The 20,597-nt window shown below is 46.5% G+C and carries 14 protein-coding genes and 1 pseudogene; 9 read left to right on the forward strand and 6 right to left on the reverse strand.

Annotation, left to right across the window (positions count from 1 at the left end):
* Positions 1-113: 113 nt before the first annotated feature.
* The 4 genes from QBE55_04055 to QBE55_04070 all read right to left on the reverse strand — a co-directional run bounded on the left by QBE55_04055 (position 114) and on the right by QBE55_04070 (position 5,977).
* Positions 114-1,031 (reverse strand): carbohydrate ABC transporter permease, encoded by a 918-nt coding sequence (locus QBE55_04055; protein ID WZL79340.1) that lies wholly within the window; start codon positions 1,029-1,031, stop codon positions 114-116.
* An 11-nt stretch (positions 1,032-1,042) separates the two neighbouring features.
* Positions 1,043-2,005, reverse strand: coding sequence for an ABC transporter permease subunit (locus tag QBE55_04060; protein WZL79341.1), 963 nt, complete (start codon positions 2,003-2,005; stop codon positions 1,043-1,045).
* 87 nt (positions 2,006-2,092) lie between these two features.
* The gene (locus tag QBE55_04065) at positions 2,093-3,652 is read right to left on the reverse strand and encodes an extracellular solute-binding protein (protein ID WZL79342.1); all 1,560 of its coding nucleotides are present in this window, start codon (positions 3,650-3,652) and stop codon (positions 2,093-2,095) included.
* Between the two features lie 165 nt (positions 3,653-3,817).
* On the reverse strand, positions 3,818-5,977 hold the full coding sequence (locus tag QBE55_04070) for an AraC family transcriptional regulator (GenBank protein WZL79343.1): 2,160 nt from the start codon (positions 5,975-5,977) through the stop codon (positions 3,818-3,820).
* A 128-nt stretch (positions 5,978-6,105) separates the two neighbouring features.
* Here QBE55_04070 and QBE55_04075 point away from each other — a divergent pair, with 128 nt between their 5' ends.
* The 6 genes from QBE55_04075 (at position 6,106) to QBE55_04100 (ending at position 13,861) form a co-directional block, all read left to right on the forward strand.
* Positions 6,106-7,476 (forward strand): extracellular solute-binding protein, encoded by a 1,371-nt coding sequence (locus QBE55_04075; protein ID WZL79344.1) that lies wholly within the window; start codon positions 6,106-6,108, stop codon positions 7,474-7,476.
* A gap of 32 nt (positions 7,477-7,508) precedes the next feature.
* Positions 7,509-9,248, forward strand: coding sequence for a histidine kinase (locus QBE55_04080; protein ID WZL79345.1), 1,740 nt, complete (start codon positions 7,509-7,511; stop codon positions 9,246-9,248).
* Positions 9,223-10,038 carry a response regulator gene (locus QBE55_04085; GenBank protein WZL79346.1) on the forward strand — a complete coding sequence of 272 codons (816 nt, stop codon included), beginning with the start codon at positions 9,223-9,225 and terminating at the stop codon, positions 10,036-10,038. Before QBE55_04080 ends, QBE55_04085 begins: the two co-directional genes overlap by 26 nt.
* Before the next feature lie 114 nt (positions 10,039-10,152).
* Complete coding sequence (locus QBE55_04090; GenBank protein ID WZL79347.1) at positions 10,153-11,118, forward strand: ABC transporter permease subunit; 966 nt, start codon at positions 10,153-10,155, stop codon at positions 11,116-11,118.
* A 15-nt stretch (positions 11,119-11,133) separates the two neighbouring features.
* On the forward strand, positions 11,134-12,081 hold the full coding sequence (locus QBE55_04095; protein ID WZL79348.1) for a carbohydrate ABC transporter permease: 948 nt from the start codon (positions 11,134-11,136) through the stop codon (positions 12,079-12,081).
* Positions 12,082-12,214: 133 nt separating this feature from the next.
* Positions 12,215-13,861: an ABC transporter substrate-binding protein gene (locus tag QBE55_04100; protein WZL79349.1), complete on the forward strand. Its 1,647-nt coding sequence runs from the start codon at positions 12,215-12,217 to the stop codon at positions 13,859-13,861.
* Positions 13,862-14,041: 180 nt separating this feature from the next.
* On the opposite strand, the gene QBE55_04105 is transcribed toward QBE55_04100, so the two are convergent.
* Positions 14,042-14,431 (reverse strand): secondary thiamine-phosphate synthase enzyme YjbQ, encoded by a 390-nt coding sequence (locus tag QBE55_04105; GenBank protein ID WZL79350.1) that lies wholly within the window; start codon positions 14,429-14,431, stop codon positions 14,042-14,044.
* Positions 14,432-14,605: 174 nt separating this feature from the next.
* Between QBE55_04105 and QBE55_04110 the strand changes: the two genes are divergently transcribed.
* From QBE55_04110 to QBE55_04120, 3 genes are all read left to right on the forward strand, one after another.
* Positions 14,606-17,194, forward strand: a complete 2,589-nt coding sequence (locus QBE55_04110; protein WZL79351.1) for a hypothetical protein — start codon at positions 14,606-14,608, stop codon at positions 17,192-17,194.
* A gap of 195 nt (positions 17,195-17,389) precedes the next feature.
* Complete coding sequence (argS, locus tag QBE55_04115) at positions 17,390-19,201, forward strand: arginine--tRNA ligase (GenBank protein ID WZL79352.1); 1,812 nt, start codon at positions 17,390-17,392, stop codon at positions 19,199-19,201.
* 76 nt (positions 19,202-19,277) lie between these two features.
* A complete protein-coding gene (locus tag QBE55_04120; GenBank protein WZL79353.1) occupies positions 19,278-20,348 on the forward strand; it encodes an undecaprenyldiphospho-muramoylpentapeptide beta-N-acetylglucosaminyltransferase in 1,071 nt (356 codons plus the stop codon).
* Positions 20,349-20,361: 13 nt separating this feature from the next.
* On the opposite strand, the pseudogene QBE55_04125 reads toward QBE55_04120, so the two are convergent.
* A pseudogene (locus QBE55_04125) lies at positions 20,362-20,469 on the reverse strand (glutathione peroxidase).
* Between the last annotated feature and the right edge of the window lie 128 nt (positions 20,470-20,597).

Consider the following 20,597-nt stretch of genomic DNA (forward strand, 5'->3'; position numbering starts at 1 on the left):
CCTGCCACAGAGCTGATAAGACCAGTCCTGCTTTAATTATCTGAAACCACAGACTTTTTTGAAAATCCACGTCCGCATCCGTAAGCATCTGGAACACCGGAATGGAAGTGCACTCACCCTTTTATGGCTCCAATCATGACCCCCTTTACAAAATACTTTTGTACAAATGGATAGAAACACAAAACGGGCACCGACGCAACAATCATGACTCCATATTTAATGGTCTGGGCCAATTTTTGTTTTGCTTCTGCCTGCGTTGTATCCAGCCCCATCATATTCAGATCGACTTTATTCTGAATCAGAATGTCCCTCAGGAACATCTGCAGCGGATATTTGTTCATATCCTGCAGATAAATCAGGGCATCAAAATAGCTGTTCCAGTGTCCCACTCCATAATAGAGTGCCATAACGGCAAGAATCGGAGCGGACAACGGCAGCACAATATAAATCAGATACTGGGCACTGTTGGCTCCGTCCAGCTCCGCTACTTCCTGCAGGACTTCCGGGATACTGCTTTGGAAATAGGTTCTGGTAACGAGCACGTTATAAATGGAAACGGCACCTGGAATCACCATAGCCCACACAGTATTCAGCAAGCCAAGCTTTTGTACAACAAGGTAGGTCGGAATCAGTCCGCCGCCAAAATGCATGGTAAATACAAATATACCAGTAATCAAATTCCTTGGAACGAAATCCTTTCTGGACAATGGATAAGCGGCACATACGGTCATGGCCAAATTGATCACAGTCCCCAATACAGTATACAGTATCGTGTTTCCATATCCAATCCATATATTTTTATATTTCAGGATGGTCTTATAGCATTCTACATTGAAGCCAACAGGGATCCCCCACATCTTCCCGTTCCACACTGCATTGGGATCGCTAAAGGATGCGCTAAAAACAAAGAGCAAAGGCCATACGAACAGAGCAAACAAAGCAATCATGATTATGATATTCACAATGTCAAATACTTGATCATGCCACGATTGACTGATGTTTCCAGTTCTCAGAGCGCTACTTTTTTCCATGTCTTCCCTCCTCACCATAGGCTTGTTGAAGTAAACCTTTTTGCCACAGAGTTCACAATGATAAGCAAAAAGGCATTGATAACAGAATTAAACAGTCCTATCGCAGTGGAATAACTATAGTCACTGTCAATCAGGCCGACCCGGTAAACATAAGTTGAAATCACATCGGATGCTGACATGTTTAAAGGGTTCTGCAGCAGATATATCTTTTCAAACCCTACGCCCATAATGGAACCAAGGGATAAAATCAGAAGAATGATCATGGTGGGAGCAATGGAAGGAATATCAATGTTAAGAATCCTCTGAAGTTTTGTCGCCCCATCAATAATTGCAGCTTCGTGTATTTGATAATCCACGCCGGACAATGCAGATATATAAATAATGGATGAAAACCCCATGCCCTGCCATACGCCAGTCCACACATAAATGGATTTGAAAAATTCCGGAACCGACAGAAACGCCACAGGTTTGCCGCCAAGTGCCTTCACAAGCTGATTGATGATTCCCGTATCCGGTGCAAGAAAAATGGTAATCATACCGCACATTACAACGGTGGAAATGAAATTTGGTGCATAGGATACCATCTGCACACTTTTTTGAAACCATTTTCCCGGAAGATAATTCAGTAAAAGCGCAAACAATATGGGAATCGGAAATCCAACAAGCAGCCCATATACACTGATTTCCAATGTATTCCGCAAAAGATTCTTGAAATTATAACCGCTGAAAAACCGCGTAAAATGATCCAGCCCCACCCAGGGACTGCCCAAAAATCCAAGCTTGGGGACAAAATCCTTGAACGCTATCTGTATGCCATACATGGGGACATAATGAAAAATGATATAATACGCAACTACGGGCAGAATCATCAGATATAGAATCGGGTTCTTTTTCATGTCTTTTCCCAGCCGATAAAAACAGTTTTTCCTTTTTCCTGCTTTTTCTGTATAAGTGGTATCTGTCAGTGCCTGCATAAACTCTCTTCCTTTCTCAATTGTAAAAGACATATAAGAGAAAGAAGCAGGCATGCGGAAACTGCCTGCCCATCCCTGTACATGAAATTATTGACTGACTGCATCTTCATAGACTTTTATATAGATCGTCATCAGCTCGTCCAGCCCCATTTTCTGAAGTGTATCGATATAGGTATCCCAGCTTTCATCCAACTCCTGCCGGCCGGTTACTATCTCAGCGATATACTGACTGACATAGGGGTCAATATCTGCCGTGATATTGGCAACTTTTTTATTGTCCGCATCAGAGTAGTGCAAAGTCGGAAATGATTTGGCTCCCACTTCAACGATTTTTGATCTTTCCTTATTTACTTTTAATTCATTTTTATCGGATACGTTTTTCATCCAAATCTCAGGTTGAACAGACGGATGCTGGGCAGATCCCTGAATCGAGGCATTGGCCCGAAGCGTTCCAAGGTCGCCGTATTTCCCCAGGATCCAATCCCAGGAACCATCCTCGTTTATCTTATAGGTTTCTCCTTCAACACCCATCCAGGCAAGCCGTCCCCCTTCTTCTGAATACCACTGATCTGCCCATGCCACGGCGATATCCGGATATTTGCACTTATCCGTTATCGCAAAGGTACCACCGACCGTTCCGGTACCGATAGGATAAACATCTTTTTCAAATGGCATAAGCGCAGGGAAATCCTTGTCCCTGTCTCTGCCTACTGTAAGAAATGCTCCTGCTTCAAAGAAACATCCCAGAGTATCGCCGGATGCACCGATTGCTTTTTGCTGATCCAAATCCATTGTAAAGGCATCCTTTGCCAATAACTCTTCCTGATAAAGTTTTTTGCAGAATTTCAGGAATTCCTTGAATTGGTCCGTCGTTTCGATATATTGGGGTTTTCCATCCACCAAAGTCAGGTGTCCATAATTCGTTATTCCCAGGTATGGATAAAGGCCGTTGATAGATGTGCCGGTAGTACATATAAGAGGAATCTCATCCGCTTTCCCATTTCCGTTGGGATCTCCGGTTTTAAACTTTGATAACACTTCATAAAATTCATCCGTATTGGTTGGCGCTTTCAGTCCCAGTGCATCCAGCCATTTCTGATTGATAAATAATGGATTGCTTCCGACGGTAAGAGAATCAATTTCAGGAAAGGCATAAATGAAACCATCTGCTAAAGTAATAGCTTGCCTCACGTCAGGTCTTTCCGCAAGAACCTTCGTAAGATTCGGAGCATCCTTTTGAATCAGGTCATTCAATTTAACAAATGTACCTTGTGAACCATGTTTATTGAGAGTACCTTCATCCAGATACGATTTCATGAAGGTATCCGGATATTGGTTACTGTTCAGGAGGAGATTTCTCTTTTCTATAAGGTCCGCACCGGAGACAGATTGGATTTTCCACTGAACATTTGTTTGCTTTTCCATCTCTTCCATGGCCAACGTATCATCCAGTTTTACATCACTGTTGGGAATGGCAAGCATTGTCATTTTAACCGGCCTGGAAAGTGGTAATTTGACCGGCTCAGATGAAGCAGAACCGGAGGCTCCTTTTGAGGATCTGGATGTCTTATTGTCCTTTGCTCCACAGGCCGCAAAACTCAGGGACATCATCGCTGCCAAAAATAAGGCCACAACTTTTCTTAGCATAATACTCATTCCTCCCCATGACATATAGTTTTGTGCATTTTTCCATTCAAGTAAAATAAAACAGCACTGTTTACATGCTTGAATCTCTGCTTCCATTGTTCCAAAATAATCTATGAAATTCAAGACACAATATTTTTAATTATTATGAAATATTGTACGGTCACGCTATCGCTCCAGATACAGCGGTTTTCTCATGTTTTCCCGATAGGAGGAAGGGGATACCCCACTTTCTTCTTTGAATTTCCTCCGAAAGCTGGATGCATGATCGTAACCGATAAGCCCGCTGATTTTCTCAATAGAATAATTCGTTGCAGAAAGCAGTCTCTTTGCTTTTTCAAAGCGCAGGAACCACACATAGCTGGAAAAGTTCATTCCAAGGCTTTTTTTAAAAACCGAGCTCATACAGGCCGTACTGACATGAAAGTGACCGGCCATCATCAAAATGGAAAAATCAGAATGGCAGAAATTTTCCTGTACAAAAGTTTCAATCTGAGCAATCGAAATTTTCGTGCCGGAAGCTTCTGAAAACAGGATATTCAGCAAAGTATAGAATAGATCCAATATTTCTTCCCTTGTCTGAACATAATTGCTTTTCCTGCACAGATCAAGCAAATGGGTAACCACCGTATAATATGTCTCATACTTTACGGCATTGCGGTTCATGGATGTGCTGATAAGAGTCGTGGTATCAATCAGGACACACCGGATGAATATCTCAGAATCATTTTGAATGTCAATGGAATCAAACAGCTCTTTTATCAGACAGATACTTTTTTCCGGATTCATTTGCTCCAGAGCAGCTGCCAGTTGGTCAAACAATTGATAGGATCGGTTGTAATTATCTGCATTTCTTGAAACATCATCGTAGCCGATTATTCTGCAATTCCTGTCCAGATAACTTTCTGCTGCAGTTGCATTGCTGTACAGGCGGGCAATGTCCAGCAGACTGTTGGAACAATTACTGAAAGCAATTCTGCAAGGGATCCGCCCGGAAAGACTTCGCAACCGCTTTTTCAAGATCCGGTCATATGTATTTTTTTCATCTCCTCCTGCCAACAAAACCGAGGTATGCTTTTGATCTGCTTCCAGAATAACCACGGTAAGGTCTTCCCGGAAGTGAAGCTGGATCTGCCCGATGGCATCTTCCGCAGAAAGGTTGGTAAACAGGACTTTAACCACGGACAATATCATTTTTTTCCCGGAAGTAAACAGTTTGTCGATGTTCTCAAGCACGACATTTGAAATATTCCGAGAAAGATACCGGGAATTCAGAATGCTCCCATGAATAACGGTTTTATAATTGTCCAGGCTTTTCTTCAGCAGCATGTTCATTTCCTCAGATTCCTGACAGGTTCTGTGAAGCAAGGTAATGTCATTGGAAAAAGGATCCCTGCTGCTGGTAAAACGCTTTTTCAGTTCATGCAACGGAAAATAGGTGATTCTCATGGAAAAGAAGATGATCCCCACTGCAACAAGAATAAGCAAACCAACCATCAAGTAGGCATTGATAAATACCGTATCCGCAAAGGACTGCATAAAGTTCGGATCCAGGACAGCGGAAAAGTTCAGAGCCGGATAAGGGAACCTCCATCTGAAAACTTCTTCGGTTGATTGGCGGGAATGGCCCTCTTTAGCAGAAGGAAAAGCAGCACCGGCAGAAAGAATCGTACTGCCAGATGCATCGGTCAGTTTCACTCCGGAGACGCCTCTTGCAAGGCAGGACTCCATGATGGAACAAAGCTCCTGTTCATCCAATATATAAAGAACACGAAAACCCGAGGAAAAATTATTTGGGGAAAAGACCAGCAGAGTGGTGACCCCATTGGTTGCCTTATAGATCCTGCCAAAGAAATCATCGGAGTCATAAAAGCTTTCCGGAAGAAATATATCGTCTTTTCCATGCATGGTCAGATTGATCGCACCATCTGAAACATCACATTGACGGGTGGTGGAATAGGCCATTCCTTTCTTTTTGTCAAAATAAACAATGTCCTGGGAAAGGATATTCCGGGAACAGTATTTTCCCAGCTCCTTTACAATCTGATAACGGGAATAAGCCTCATTGTTGTAATATCTTGCATTGATAATATTCATATCCGAAGACAAAAGCAGATTTGTCTTTTCGATTTCAAGAAATCCTTCTGAGATTCTTTTCGCAGCATTGGCAATCTGATCCTGCGTTTCCTGCTGATATTCCCTAATGTACTCCTGCTTCAGCTGATAGTTCATAATGAAGTACACACCGATCACGACGGTGCCCAAAATGATGATATAGGAAAAAATGTATTTCACAAAGGTTGACTTTAATATCCTTTTCCATTTCATATCATAATCTCCATTTTTATTTGCTGTCTATCTCTCTTATTACTATAAAATTATATCATATTTTATGAAATATGTGTATAATAGAGTAAAAAGAGGACATCCCGCTGTAAAGGAGTGCTGTGATTGGAATGAAAGATTTTATCAAATCAATTTGCTCCGGAGTGAGCCTGATCCTGTTATCCTTCCTCCTGATGACGGGATGCACGGGTCCAGGCAGTGGCAGAAACGCCGCAGACACAAAAAAAATACTGGATTATCCAAGGAACAGCTCCGGCGTGAAGCGGACGGCCCTGAGGATCGCAACGATGTTCGGCGGAACGGATCCGGCTGCAGCAGTATATGAAGAAGCGATCCTGAATTTTCAGGATGCGAATCCCTCCATTGAGATAACGGACGAGTCCATGACATCGGAAGGCGATGGATACCGAACAAAAATAAAAACAGACTTCTCCTCCAGCAATGACCTGGATGTTGTGTTTTTTTACACCGGGGCGGACGCGAGATATATCATCCAGGCAGGTAAACTGATGCCTTATGAGGAAATGTGGAAGGACTATCCGGATCTTGCCCGGGATATCACCGACTTCAGCCGGGAAGCAATGAGAGAATTTGACGGAAAAATTTATGCACTTCCGGTAACGGGATTTTATGAAGGCCTTTTTCTCAATCAGGAACTGTTTCAGAAATACCAGGTGGAGCTGCCTACAGATTGGAACAAATTTGAAAATGCCATTCAGAAATTCCATCAGGCAGGAATTGTGCCAATTGCCGGCCCTCTGGCCCAGTCCCATTATCTGATTGAGCATTTCATCCTATCAGCTGCCGGTGCAAAGGGTCATCAGGACGTTTTTGCCGATGGAATCAACTCCGACTGGATTCTTGGTTTTCAAAACCTTCGGAAAGTATATGATATGGGCGGATTTTCCAAAGATGCCGCCACGACGGATATTGAAATGGCTCAGGACCTGTTCCGTAAGGAAAAGGCTGCGATGATCCTGGAAGGTTCCTGGCTGATTGGAGGATGTTCGGAGAAATTGCAGAAAAAAATGACAGTGCTGCCCATGCCGCCTGCTCCCAACGGCAAAATGGAACCGGATACTTTGGTAGCCGGCCTGTCCTCCGGATATTCCGTCAGCACAAAAGCCTGGCAGGATCCTGTGAAAAGAAAAGCGGCCGTGAAACTGGTGAATACTCTTCTGGGCAGCGAGGTCGTTCTGAAGATGGCAGCGGCCAATGGCGGGGTACCGGCTGCCGGGGTCTCTGTTTCGGGTCTCAGTCCTGTGGCAAAGGACGGATATGTGATGTTTTCCCGGGCAAAGCACCGGAATATGCCCATTGATTCCCGGCTGGTGCCGGAGGCTTTCAACGAAATTGTAAAATACGGCGTTCCTTATATTGTTACAGGAGAAAAGACGCCGGAAGATGTACTGGAACAGGTCCGAAAGATTCAGAATCTGAGAGACGGATCCGGGCAGGAAACCGAAGAAAAACGATATTAGGGATAGTAAGGCAGTGAGGAGGCAGGCGGGGCATGAGAAATTTCCTTCTTTCGTTATATCGAAGAACATCCATCCGGACAAAAGCCATTGTTGTTTTTTGCATTGTCTCCCTCTGTCCCATTCTTCTGGTAGGATATGCCGGATACCGAAGCTATGAGGATACCATGAAAGATAAATTTCTCAGCTATGCCTGCACCAATTCCTCTTATATTTCCTCCCATGTGGGGGAAGTCTTCAAAAGCATGGTGAATTTTTCCAACAGCATCCTGTATGATGATGTCATTCAGGATGCTTATAATGAAACCTCCCATACAAGTGAATCGGATATCTCCGGCTATCTGATCAAAAGAAAACTGGACGGATACCTGCAGTCCCTCTTATTGGCGCGGCCGGAACTGGATATGGTGGCCTTTCGCTTTACCGGAAAGGAGTCCGGCCTGTATGTCTCCAGCCGCCGCATCAAAAAGAATTCCTCCAGGCTGATACCCATGGACGAAATGTACGATGCTGCGAGAAAAGATCCACAGATGAAATGTTATCTGGATGCAAAGGACGGGATTGTAAATGATATTTACTTTCATCGGATGGTCTGCAACCGAAACAACATGCAGGAAATCGGTCTTTTGGTCTTTCGGCTCAATCTGCAGCACTTCAGGCTGAATCGTTATATCAGCAGCCCCACGGAGAGCATCTATCTCTATTCCAACAAATGTGATCAGATCTTCAGGCCGGCAGGTTCCGCCGTAAAACATGCGGATTCCATGACCCGTCTGATCCGGGACAGGAAGGGACCGGGAGTATACGAAGCCGGGGAGGATTACATCATATATGAAACCATCGAGCCGCTGCACTGGAACCTTTTTCTGCAGATTTCCTCCGACGAGCTGTTTCATGAAGTGCGAAAACAATCCCATATCATTCTGCTCCTTTGCCTCAGCACGCTGCCCATCATCTTTCTTGCCGTAAGCAATATTTTTCAGGATATCATAAAGCCAATCAATATCCTGGTAAACAAAATGCATCAAATGGAAATCGGTGAGACCGGAGTCACCATGACATGGAACCGCAGCGATGAAATCGGATATCTGGTTTCGTCCTTCAACAAAATGTCCACGGAAATAGACGATCTGATCAACCGGGTCTACAAGGAGGAAATTGCCTTTGCCAATGCAGAGATCAAAGCGCTGCAGACCCAGATCAATCCACATTTCCTTTACAACACCCTGGAAACCATAAACTGGAAGGCTCAGCTGGAAGGTGTCGATGAAATCAGCGACATGGTCATGGCGCTCTCCAATCTGATGGAGGCAGGCATTGACCGGAACGGTCAGAAGTTTGTTTCATTAAAGCAGGAAATGGACTATGTGGAAAACTATACGTTGCTCATTCAAAAACGTTTTGGCAATAAGATTACCTTTCAAAAGGAAATGGATCCGGATACTCTGGAGTATCCCATACCAAAATTAATTCTTCAGCCCCTGATCGAAAATGCGATACGCCACGGGATTGAGCCAAAGGGCAAAGGTAGGATCTGCCTGACATCCGGATATGAAAAGGATTTTCTGATCCTGCAGATTATGGATGATGGAGTGGGGATCCTCAATGTTCAACGCCGCATTCAGCTGATCTATGGGAATCCATATGGACTGAAGATAAAAAGCTCACCGGAGGGTACAAAAGTAATCATCAACCTTCCGGCCGACGGAAAAATGGTAGCAGAGGAAAAAGCAAAAAGGAGAAAGAAAATTGTATCAAATTGTGCTGATCGATGATGAACAGGTGGTCCTGGAGGGACTCAATAAATTAATCGACTGGAAAGGCATGGGATGCAGGGTAGTTGGGCAGGCAGAGGACGGGGAAACCGGGCTGGACCTGATCCGCCGGTTTCAGCCGGATATTATTCTTACGGACATCCGCATGCCCAAATTGGACGGACTGGATATGATCAGCGCAATCCGGAAAGTCCGAAAGGATTCCCGGATCATCATTCTCACCGGATATCGGGATTTTGAATATGCCCAGAGGGGAATTTCCCTGGGAGTATTTCGATTCCTGACAAAACCCACGAGAAAAAAGGACATCATCGCCGCGGTGCAGGATGCCATCACAGAGATAGAAAAAAGCCGAAAGAGAGAAAAGGAATTTCAGGATCTGCGCAAACAGGTCAGCCGGTTTTATGGATTCCGGTATGACGATATTGCCCTGGATGCGTCCGGAAAACCAGACAGCGGCTCCGCATATCTGGCGGTACGATCCGTTCAGTATATCCGGGATCACTATATGGAGAATCTGGATCTTCAGCAGGTGGCGGATGGGCTGTACATCAGCACCTGGCATCTCTGCAGGGTACTGAAGCGGGAAACCGGAAATACCTTTGTCAATATATTGAATCAGATACGCATCGATGCGGCAAAGGAACTGCTGGATGAAACAAATGACCGAATCTATGAAATAGCAAATCACGTCGGATATCCTGATGTTACCTATTTTGGGCGAGTTTTCAAACAAATCACAAGCTATACTCCCAGTGAATACCGAAATCGTATGATCCGTACAAAGTGAACAAATTTATACGAAAGATGCCAATTTCATCACGTGTTTTTCTCCTGCTTTCTGAAGTATTCTATAGATAAGGCAAGGACTTATTTCAGGTAGGAAAGCAAGGAGGTTCATCCAATGTCTGATTCTCTGGCCCGTACAAAGACAAAGGGCTATCATTCCGCAAAAAGAAAGAAAACATGGGCTCTGACCAGCATGGTGCTGCCCGGTGCAATATGGCTTGTCCTTTTGCGGTATTTGCCGATGTTTGGTATCGTTCTGGCATTCAAGGACTATAAGATATATACCAGGAACCCAACCCTGTTTCACAACATCCAGCACAGTGAATGGGTTGGATTGAAAAATTTTAAATTCCTGTTTACCACGACAGACTCCTGGATCATGATCCGCAATACCATCGGTTACAATGCGCTGTGGATTGTCCTGGGCATTGTCATAGCGGTGACCTTTGCTGTTTTACTGAATGAACTAACGAACCGGTTTGCAGCCAAGACCTATCAGACTTTAATGTTTTTTCCCTATTTCCTCAGTTGGGTGGTAGCCAGTTATTTTGTGCAGGCTTTTCTGGATCCGACCCGGGGACTGATCAGCAATCTTCAGAGAAATCTGGGAATGGAAGTCACCAGCTGGTACAATGAACCCAAGCCATGGCCTATCATTCTGACAATAGCCAATCTCTGGAAAAACGTCGGATATTCCACTGTTTTGTATCTGGCTGCCATTGCAGGCATTGACTCGACCCAATATGAAGCCGCAAGCATTGAGGGAGCCAACAAATGGCAGCAGGTCTGGCATATCACAATTCCCAATATCCGGCCCATGATTACCATCCTGTTTATTATGAACGTAGGAAAAATATTCAACGCGGATTTTGGCCTGTTCTATAATGTACCAATGAACTCCGGCCCGCTTTTCCCCACAACACAGGTCATTGATACTTACGTCTACAGGGCGCTGATGGCAACTTCCAATCCGGGTATGAGTACAGCGGCCAGCCTTCTGCAGAACGTAGTGGGATTCATCTGCCTCATGGGCGCCAACACAATTGTTCGGAAACTGGATGAGGAAAGCAGTTTATTCTAAGGGAGGAAAAGAAAAATGGCAAGAGTGGAAACGATGACGTTCTCTCATACCGAAAAGAAAAGAAAAGCACGGATGAATACAGTCAGCCGGCCTGCTGAGTTCGTAATTCATATTGTCCTTATTTTATTCTGCCTGGTTTGTGTGATACCTTTTATTTTTGTCGGAATCATATCCTTTACATCAGAGGAGAGCATCCGGGAAATCGGATATTCCTTTCTCCCAAAGAAGCTTTCCCTCCAGGCCTACCGATATGTCTTTGATTTGGGGGATCAGCTGTGGCGTTCTTATTTCAACAGCTTTTACATTACCATCGCCGGAACCTTCCTCAGCGTTCTGATCAGCGTATTGTATTCCTATGCACTTTTCCGGAAGGATTATAAATATCGCAGGTTCTTTACTGTATTCTGCTTCTTTACCATGCTGTTCGGAGGAGGTCTGGCTCCCACTTACATGGTCTGCAAGAATTTACTGAGACTGAGTGACAACTATGCTGCATTGATCGTGCCGACGCTGCTCAACCCCTTTAACGTGATTATCATGCGGACCTTTTTTCAGACTTCCATTCCGCTTGATTTGCTGGATTCCGCTGCCATTGACGGCAGTGGGGAATATCATACCCTGTTTCATATTGTTCTTCCCATCTCCAAGCCCGGCATTGCTTCCATTTCCCTGCTGACCTCCCTGGCCTATTGGAATGAGTGGTTTCTTTCCATGCTGTATATACGGGACGCGAAATATTATCCCCTTCAGTATCTGCTGATGAGAATGCAGAATCAGGTGGATTTTTTAGTAAAAAACAGTTCCAAAATCGGACCGGAGGCGGCAAAAATTATGAGGGACCTTCCTCAGGAAAGTCTGCGGATGGCCCTGGTGGTCCTGATCGTCATACCCATTGCCTTTGCCTATCCTTTCTTTCAGCGCTATATTATCAGCGGCCTTACCATTGGATCCATCAAAGGCTGAACCAGGACAGAAGCGAAACTGCGGGGCAAAATGGCTTGTACCAATCGGTAAGAACAGCTGACAGAAGCTGCCGGCTGCTTACAATACAATATACCTGTTATCAAATCATTATCAATAAGGGGGAAGATCCATCATGAAAAGGAAATTGTCCGTGAAAAAATTGCTCTCCGTGACTTTGATCCTGACACTCCTAATGACTGCTTTTGCCGGCTGCGGCACAAAAGACAAAGACGTTGCAGACAAAAATGTCACTCCCGACTCCACGGAAAAGGCAGAGGGCAAAAAATCGGAAGATGAAAAGTCCGGTCAGGCAAAATCCGGGGACAAGGATACCTCCCGGCCGGTTACATTGACATGGTATCTGCATGGCAGCAATGTCACCGATGACAAGGAGGTCCTGGAAAAGGCAAATGAATATCTGAAGGAAAAGATCAATGTTACTTTAAAACCCATTTGGGGTACCTGGGGAGACTTCGATGAGAATGTCGTTCTGTCCATTCAGGGCGGAGACGACGTGGACATCTACTTTACCTGTTCCTGGAGTGCTGATGAATACAATGCCTATGCACGGAAGGGCGCCTGGCTGCGTCTGGACGACCCGAAAAACAATCTTATTGAAAAATATGCCTCGGATCTTTGGAAACAACTGCCGGACGTTCTGATTCAGGGCGCCAAGATTCCAGGAAAAGACGGAATGGGGGTATATGCCATTCCGGGGTACAAAGACCTCGCCACACAAAATTGCTGGGACCTCAACATGGACCTGATGAAAAAGTACGGTTATACTGCGGACGATATCAGGAATACGGATTATTACGGATTCGGAGACATCCTGAAAACCGTCAGGGAAGGCGAAGGGAAAAATTTCTATCCACTGCTGATTGAAGGCGCCGTTCTGGAACGGATGGTGACCAACAGTATTATCGTTACCGGCGACTCCGGAACAAACAACCTGCTTTCCTATTACATTGATCCCAATGATGTTTCCGCCGAAGGGCCCTATGCAAATAAAATCCTGAGCAAGTTTGAAACAGACGAATATAAAAAATTTGTGGAGAAGACACGGGAATACTTTGATGCCGGCTATATCGATCCCGCCATGGGCAATCCCAACCAGGCCAATGATGTGCGCAGTGCCAAACAACTGACCGGGGAATATCTGATCGGCACCCAAAGCTATGCCCTGGGCTATGAAGCACAGGCAGGCAAGGAACGGGGAATCGAAGTCGCCATGGTGCCCTGCACTCCGCCATATGTGGATACCACCTCCTCGCAGGGCGCAATGATGGCCGTATCCAGCTCTTCCAAAAATCCGGAAAGGGCTGTGATGTTCCTGAACCTCCTGAATACCGATCCGTATCTGATGACCCTTTTAAATTACGGAGTCGAGGGAACCCATTATGAGATGAAAGACAACATGGTGAATTTCCTGGATAAACGGGACGATTATGTGCCGTGGACCAACGGTATGGGCAACATCACCCTGCTGCCTCCCCAAAAGGAACAGGGTGCAGATTTCCAGGATCAGTTCCAGAAGTATTATGGTGCTGCCAGGAGCATTCCGATTCTCGGCTACTGTTTTGATTCCACCCCGGTGGAAGCGGAAGTGGGCGCATTATCCAATGTTGCAGCGGAATATGCATTGGCCCTGGACGCCGGAACCATCGATCCCAGGCAAAAGCTGCCGGAGTTCATTCAGAAATTAAAGGATAACGGGATCGATAAAATTGTGGAGGAAGCAAACAGGCAATTAACGGATTATCTGGCGAATGCTAAATAAATTATGAAGGAACCTTTGGGGGTTGGGTTTGAAAGAGGACCGGAGCATTGCCGTTTTTCTGCGGCAGGCTCCGGTCCTTTTGGATAACACCCTGCATTACATCATGGACAGCTGAAATGCACGCAACAAACTGCATTATGGACAGCATGCCCGACAGCATGATGTTTCCATAATGGATTGCTATTTTACGATATTTACAAACACCTTTCGATTCCGCGGCCCGTCAAATTCGCAGAAGTAAATGCTCTGCCAGATACCCAGCTTCAAGGCTCCGTTTTCGATCAGGACATGGCAGGAGGACCCCATCAGGGAAGCCTTGATATGAGCATGGGAATTGCCTTCAAAATGCCGATACCCGTTTTGCTCCGGAAATGCCTTTTCCAGTCCGTATATAATATCCCTCACCACATCCGGGTCCGCATTTTCATTGATCGTCACCCCGGCCGTCGTGTGCGGAACAAAAACGACGGCCTGTCCCGACTGCACCCCGCTTTCCCGAACAGCCTGTCTCACCAGATCCGTGATATTGACAAACTCCTGTGCTTTTGTTGTGTTTATGGAATACTCCATTTTTAACCTCCGTTCTGTTCTGCTTCCATTCTTTCTTTTGTTTTCCCTCCCATCCTATTATATAAATCATATGAATTCCTGTAAAGCAGACAAACCCGCTGCCAATGCAAACACGGGAATGAAAACATGGTATAATACGGGAGAAGATCAGGAAAAATCAAAGGGGTGACCAATATGGATCAACGTCTGACAGAGATACGAAAAGGAAAAACCGATAATTATCTGTTGCCTTTTTTCTGGCAGCACGAAGGACACACGGAGGCATTGCCGGAGGCGATTCAGAAAATATGGGAAAGCGGCTGCAGGGCTTTCTGTGTGGAATCCCGGCCGTATGAGGATTTTTGCGGTCCCAAATGGTGGGCGGACATGAAAATCATATTGGAGGAAGCCAAAAAGCGGGACATGAAAGTCTGGGTCCTCGACGACAAACATTTCCCCACCGGCTTTGCCAACGGTCTGGTAAGGAAAAAATATCCGGAACGACGCCGATGGTTCCTGAGGGAACATCATGTTGACGTACTGGGCCCCATGAAAGGAGCTTCCCTGCTGGTTCCGCCCTGTGGGGAAGAGGAAACCCTGTTGTCCGTCTGTGCTTATCGCCGTACCGGCAAGGAAGAAGAACTGACCGGGGAGCCCATCCTGTTTACGATTCCAACAGGGTCCCGGTTTCTTTGCTTTGATGTTCCGGAAGGCTGCTGGAGGGTCTTTTTCATTTTCCGCACCAGAAAGGGCTGTACCCGGGGCCGTGAATACTATATCGACATGCTGTCCCGGGAATCGGTTCAGGTACTGATGGAAGCGGTATATGAGCCCCATTATGAACATTTTCACGAATATTTCGGAAACACCCTGGCCGGATTCTTTTCCGATGAGCCCAGCCTGGACTGTCAGCATATTGGGCCCTGGGGACAGGATAAGGGCTCCTATTGCCGAACCGTGGGACAGCCGGGAGTTGCCCTGCCCTGGTCCGATGAAATCATCCATCGGATGGAGAAGCATTCCATCCCCCATCCTGCTTCTGCACTCCCGGGCCTGTGGTATCCCATAAAAGGCTGTTCTCCTTCCATCCGGCTGGCGTACATGGATACGGTCACCCATTTATGGCGCAGGAATTTTTCCGGTCAGATCGGGGATTGGTGCCGCTCCCATGGGGTTCAGTATATCGGGCATATTATAGAGGACATGAACGCTCATGCACGTCTTGGCTGCAGCGGCGGACATTTCTTCCGTTCCCTGGACGGACAGGATATGAGCGGTATCGATATCGTACTGCATCAGGTGATTCCCGGAATGGCAGATTACCGGACTTCTGCCCGGATCTCCGGCGGTGTGGCCGATCCGGATTTCTTTCATTATATCCTTGCCCAGCTGGCATCTTCCCAGGCACGTCTGAATCCCCGCATGAAGGGCCGGGCCATGTGTGAAGTGTTCGGCGCCTTTGGATGGGCGGAAGGAATACCATTCATGAAATGGCTGATGGATTTCCTCCTGGTACGGGGGATCAATCACTTTGTCCCGCATGCCTTTTCAGACAAATATCCGGATCCCGACTGTCCTCCCCACTTTTATGGGAAGGGCAACGATCCTCAGTTTGCCGGATTCAAAAAGTTGATGGAATATGTAAATCAGGTCAGCCATCTCCTGTCCGACAAGGAACGGCAGGTATCCGGCGCCGTGCTGTACCATGCCGAGGCGGAATGGATGAATGGGGAAGACTGCATGATGACACAGGTCCCGGCCAAACAGCTTTATGATGCGCAGGTCGATTATGACATTGTACCTCTGGATGCACTGGAGAATGCTTTCGCAGAAAACGGAACCATGTGCATCAATGGACATGTCTATCAGTTCCTTGCCGTTCCCTGGGCAGCAGTTCTGCCGGAAAAGTTCTGGAATGCCGCCTGTCGCCTGCATCGTTGCGGGCTGCCCGTTTTCTTCCTGGATCAGGCTCCGTCTCATAAAGGGGAACTGCCCGGAAAAGTCGTACCCACGGAGGATTTCCCGGAAATCCTGTTTCAGCTGGATCTGGCTCATGATTACAGAGCACGGAATCATTTTCTACGGATCGGCTTTTTCCGTAAGATGGACGGGGAAAAGGAATGCTCCTGTTTTCTGCTGTTCAATGAAGCGGTCCATCAGGATACGGAAGCGAGAATTCTTCTGCCGGTATGCGGCGATTATCTGAAGCTGGACCTTCCGGGCGGAACCTGTTACAGGGGATATACAGCGGATGGAACCGTTTCAGTCCGGCTCAGACCGTATCAGTCGGAGATTCTGATATTCGATTCGTTTGACGAATCCTTTCCGGTACAGTTCCAGGAAGAGCCGGAATGGGTATCGCAGGGTGTCCTCCCCCTCCCATGGGATATTTCCCGGAAAGAGATGGGAAAGGATGAGGAATTTATCCCTTATCGGACGGAATCGAATCTGTTCAACATCACAGGCCCGGACGGGGATCCGTCTTTCTCTGGTCTGATCCGTTACAAAGTCAAATTTCCGTTGAAGGAAAAAAAGCCCCTCCTGCTGGATCTGGGGGAAGTCGGACAGACGGCTCAGGTTTTCCTGAATGGCCAGGATCTCGGAATACGGATCTGCAAGCCCTATTGCTGGAACATCGGAAAAGAGGTAAAGAAAGGATCCAACACCCTGGAAATCATCGTGGCCAACACTTTGGTGCAGCGTATTCCGGATCCATTTTCCTGCTACATGCAGATTCCGCCCAGTGGTTTGCTGGGCCCGGTGACCCTTTCCTCCCAAAGATAATCACAGATCCGGGGATCACGGATTGCAGCAGAAACTTTCTTGTGATATTATAATTTCTGAAACGCAGTCCTGTTTCAAACAACAGGACCACGTCTAACAGGGGATATCACAGGCAGGGATAAGATGAAAAAGATATCAGGACTCCCTATTTTGGTTTCCTGATAAACAATAATGTTTTTGAAAGAGGTTTAACGAATGTTTGATGCAAAATCGGAAATTTCCAGACTGCTGGCCCCCGGAATACCGGAAATTGAGCCGCAGCAGATCCACGATATGCTGGAGGTGCCACCTAACCCGGAAATGGGGGATCTGGCCCTTCCCTGTTTTAAGCTGAGCAGGATTCTGAAAAAATCCCCGGTGCGGATTGCTGAGGATCTCTCTGCCATCGTTTCAAAGAAGGGCAGCACGGAAGACATTGACCGGATTGAGGCAGTATCCGGTTACCTGAATATTTTTCTGAACAAAAGTGTGTACATCCGAAAAATCCTGAGCGAAATACTGCAGGAAGGAAATTCCTACGGCTCCTCGGATATCGGCAGGGGAAAGACTGTTGTCATTGACTACTCTTCCCCCAATATTGCAAAGCCGTTTCATGTAGGTCATCTGCGCTCCACTTCCATTGGAAACTCCCTGTATCAGATTTTTGCCTTCATGGGCTACCGTTGTGTCGGCATCAATCACCTTGGAGATTGGGGAACCCAGTTCGGCAAACTCATCGTGGCCTACAAAAAATGGGGATCAGAGCATGCCGTCCAGGAAAATCTGATTGATGAGCTGGTTGCCCTATATGTTAAATTCCATAAGGAAGCGGAAAAGGATCCTTCCCTGAATGAGGAAGCGAGGGAATGGTTTACACGCCTGGAGCAGGGAAATGAAGAAGCCCGTTCCCTTTGGCGCTGGTTCATTGACATCAGCATGGAGGAATATAAAAAAGTTTATGATCTGTTGGGGGTCGAATTTGACGCCTATACCGGTGAGTCCTTTTATAATGACAAGATGGAGCCGGTGATTGAGGAACTGAAGGGAAAAAATCTTCTGAAGGAAAGCAAGGGAGCTATGGTGGTGGATCTGGAAAAGGAAGGCATGCCTCCCTGCCTGATCCTGAAAACCGACGGCAGCACTTTGTATGCCACCCGGGACATTACCGCGGCCATCTATCGAAAAAATACCTATCATTTTGACAAGTGCATTTATGTCACCGGCGTTTCCCAGAGCCTGCACTTCAAGCAATGGTTCAAGGTGATAGAAAAGATGGGTTATAGCTGGTATAAGGGCCTGTATCATGTACCATTCGGCACAGTCAGCATCGGCGGGGAAAAATTGGCCACCCGTACCGGAAAAGTGGTACTGCTGGACGATATCCTGTCCAGAGCCATCCAAAAGACCAGAGCAACCATTGAAGAAAAAAATCCGGATCTGGAAAACAAGGAGGAAGTGGCGAAGCAGATGGGCGTAGGTGCCGTGATCTTCAGCGATTTGTTCAGCAACCGGATCAAGGACGTCTCCTTCTCCTGGGATGAAGTCCTGAACTTTGACGGGGAAACCGGTCCTTATGTGCAATATACCCATGCGAGAGCCTGCAGTGTACTCCGCAGGGCAGAGGACGGGAAAACGATAAGAACCTCAGTGGAAACCGATCCGGCAGGCAAAAGCAGCAAAGCAGGCCATGAAATGGGTTGTCCCGGAGAAATGACTTCAAAATCCGCTTCTGCAGATGCGGATTTTGACAGCAGCCTGCTTTCCAGTAAAGAAGAATACCAGCTGGTCCGGGTCCTGTCCGTCTTCCCGGATAAAGTAAAACAGGCATTGGATGATCTGGAGCCTTCCATACTGACCCGCTATCTGGTGGAGCTGGCAAAGGAATTCAACCGGTTCTACCACGAACATCCCATACTGGTGAAAGAAAAAGGTCTCCGAAAAGCACGGCTGGCATTGGTACAGGCAACAAAAGCCACTCTTGCCACTGGTCTAAGACTGATTGGTCTTCATGCACCGGAGAAAGTCTGATCGGTACTTCGGGCAATCCGTGCAATCCAACAAAAACCGATGATTTTTTTCAATAAGTTTTGGGGAGATGTTTTTCTTGAAAAGAATTGTTTTAACCGGCGGCGGCACTGCAGGCCATGTGACACCCAATATTGCCCTTTTGCCGGAACTGAAAAAAAGAGGATGGGACATTCACTATATCGGAACACAAAGCGGGATTGAACACAAGCTGATAACGGAAATCCCCTATGTAACCTATCACAGCGTGCAGTCCGGCAAACTGAGAAGATATGCGGATATTAAAAATCTTACCGATCCATTCCGTGTTTTGGCAGGCATCGGACAATCCATGAACCGAATTCGAAAGCTGAAGCCTCAGATTATCTTTTCCAAAGGTGGATTTGTTTCCGTACCGGTTGTTTTGGGAGGATGGATCAATCGTATCCCGGTCATTGTCCATGAGTCTGATATTACACCGGGCCTTGCCAATCAGATTGCCACCCGGTTTGCAAAGACGGTATGCACCACCTTTCCGGAGACCGTCCAATATTTCAGGGAAGGAAAAGCGATCCATACCGGAACTCCCATTCGGCAGGAACTGTTTTTGGGCAACCCGGAAAGGGGCAGAAAACTATGCGGCTTTAGCGGACAAAAGCCCACCATCCTGGTCATGGGCGGCAGTCAGGGCGCTGTTGCCATCAACAAGGCGATCCGGGCACTGCTTAGCAGACTGACCCGCCGTTTCCAGGTAGTACATATCTGCGGCAAAGGCAATTTTGACACCGTTCTGGATAACCATCCGGACTACAGGCAGTTCGAATATGTGAGCGAAGAGCTACCGGATATTCTGGCAATGACCGATCTTGTGGTATCCCGGTCCGGAGCCAACTCCATTTATGAGTTCCTTGCCCTGAAAAAACCGGCGCTGCTGATCCCGCTTCCCTTGAGCTCCAGCCGCGGCGATCAGATTGCCAATGCAAAGTCCTTTCAAAAACAGGGCTTCAGCAGGATGCTGGAACAGGAAAATATGACGGAGGATACCCTTTATGATCATATTGTGGATCTGCACCTGAATCGGGATAAATACATCCGTGCCATGACGGAAAACAATTCCACCGACAGCATAGAAATTATTATGCAGCAGATTGATTCCCTGGCAAAAAAGTAGAAAAGAGCCGGACTCCGCATTTGCTGGCTGTATTGACAACAAGCAGTACTTTTCCTTTGTAATCCGACATCTTCACCGGCTGATTCTCAATCGACGTGTACTCAAAATCATAGATTGACATAGTAAAACCTCCTCCAATATATTTGGAACAATTAAATTGTGAAAAATATATTTTACAGGGACATTCTTGATTTGTCAAGCCTGTTCCGAAAGCATTCCATTAAAAAAGCCCCGGAAATACCGGGGAGA

The organism is Eubacteriales bacterium mix99 (genome assembly GCA_038396605.1).
In the GTDB taxonomy this organism is placed as follows: Bacteria; Bacillota; Clostridia; order Caldicoprobacterales; family DTU083; genus UBA4874.

Bases quoted from the DNA above. Each gene is read 5' to 3' on its own strand.
- QBE55_04065 (WZL79342.1), bottom strand. From the start codon at position 3,652: ATGCTAAGAAAAGTTGTGGCCTTATTTTTGGCAGCGATGATGTCCCTG.
- QBE55_04100 (WZL79349.1), top strand. From the start codon at position 12,215: ATGAAAAGGAAATTGTCCGTGAAAAAATTGCTCTCCGTGACTTTGATC.
- QBE55_04060 (WZL79341.1), bottom strand. From the start codon at position 2,005: ATGCAGGCACTGACAGATACCACTTATACAGAAAAAGCAGGAAAAAGG.
- argS (WZL79352.1), top strand. From the start codon at position 17,390: ATGTTTGATGCAAAATCGGAAATTTCCAGACTGCTGGCCCCCGGAATA.
- QBE55_04080 (WZL79345.1), top strand. From the start codon at position 7,509: ATGAGAAATTTCCTTCTTTCGTTATATCGAAGAACATCCATCCGGACA.
- QBE55_04090 (WZL79347.1), top strand. From the start codon at position 10,153: ATGTCTGATTCTCTGGCCCGTACAAAGACAAAGGGCTATCATTCCGCA.
- QBE55_04055 (WZL79340.1), bottom strand. From the start codon at position 1,031: ATGGAAAAAAGTAGCGCTCTGAGAACTGGAAACATCAGTCAATCGTGG.
- QBE55_04105 (WZL79350.1), bottom strand. From the start codon at position 14,431: ATGGAGTATTCCATAAACACAACAAAAGCACAGGAGTTTGTCAATATC.
- QBE55_04110 (WZL79351.1), top strand. From the start codon at position 14,606: ATGGATCAACGTCTGACAGAGATACGAAAAGGAAAAACCGATAATTAT.
- QBE55_04075 (WZL79344.1), top strand. From the start codon at position 6,106: ATGAAAGATTTTATCAAATCAATTTGCTCCGGAGTGAGCCTGATCCTG.
- QBE55_04070 (WZL79343.1), bottom strand. From the start codon at position 5,977: ATGAAATGGAAAAGGATATTAAAGTCAACCTTTGTGAAATACATTTTT.
- QBE55_04095 (WZL79348.1), top strand. From the start codon at position 11,134: ATGGCAAGAGTGGAAACGATGACGTTCTCTCATACCGAAAAGAAAAGA.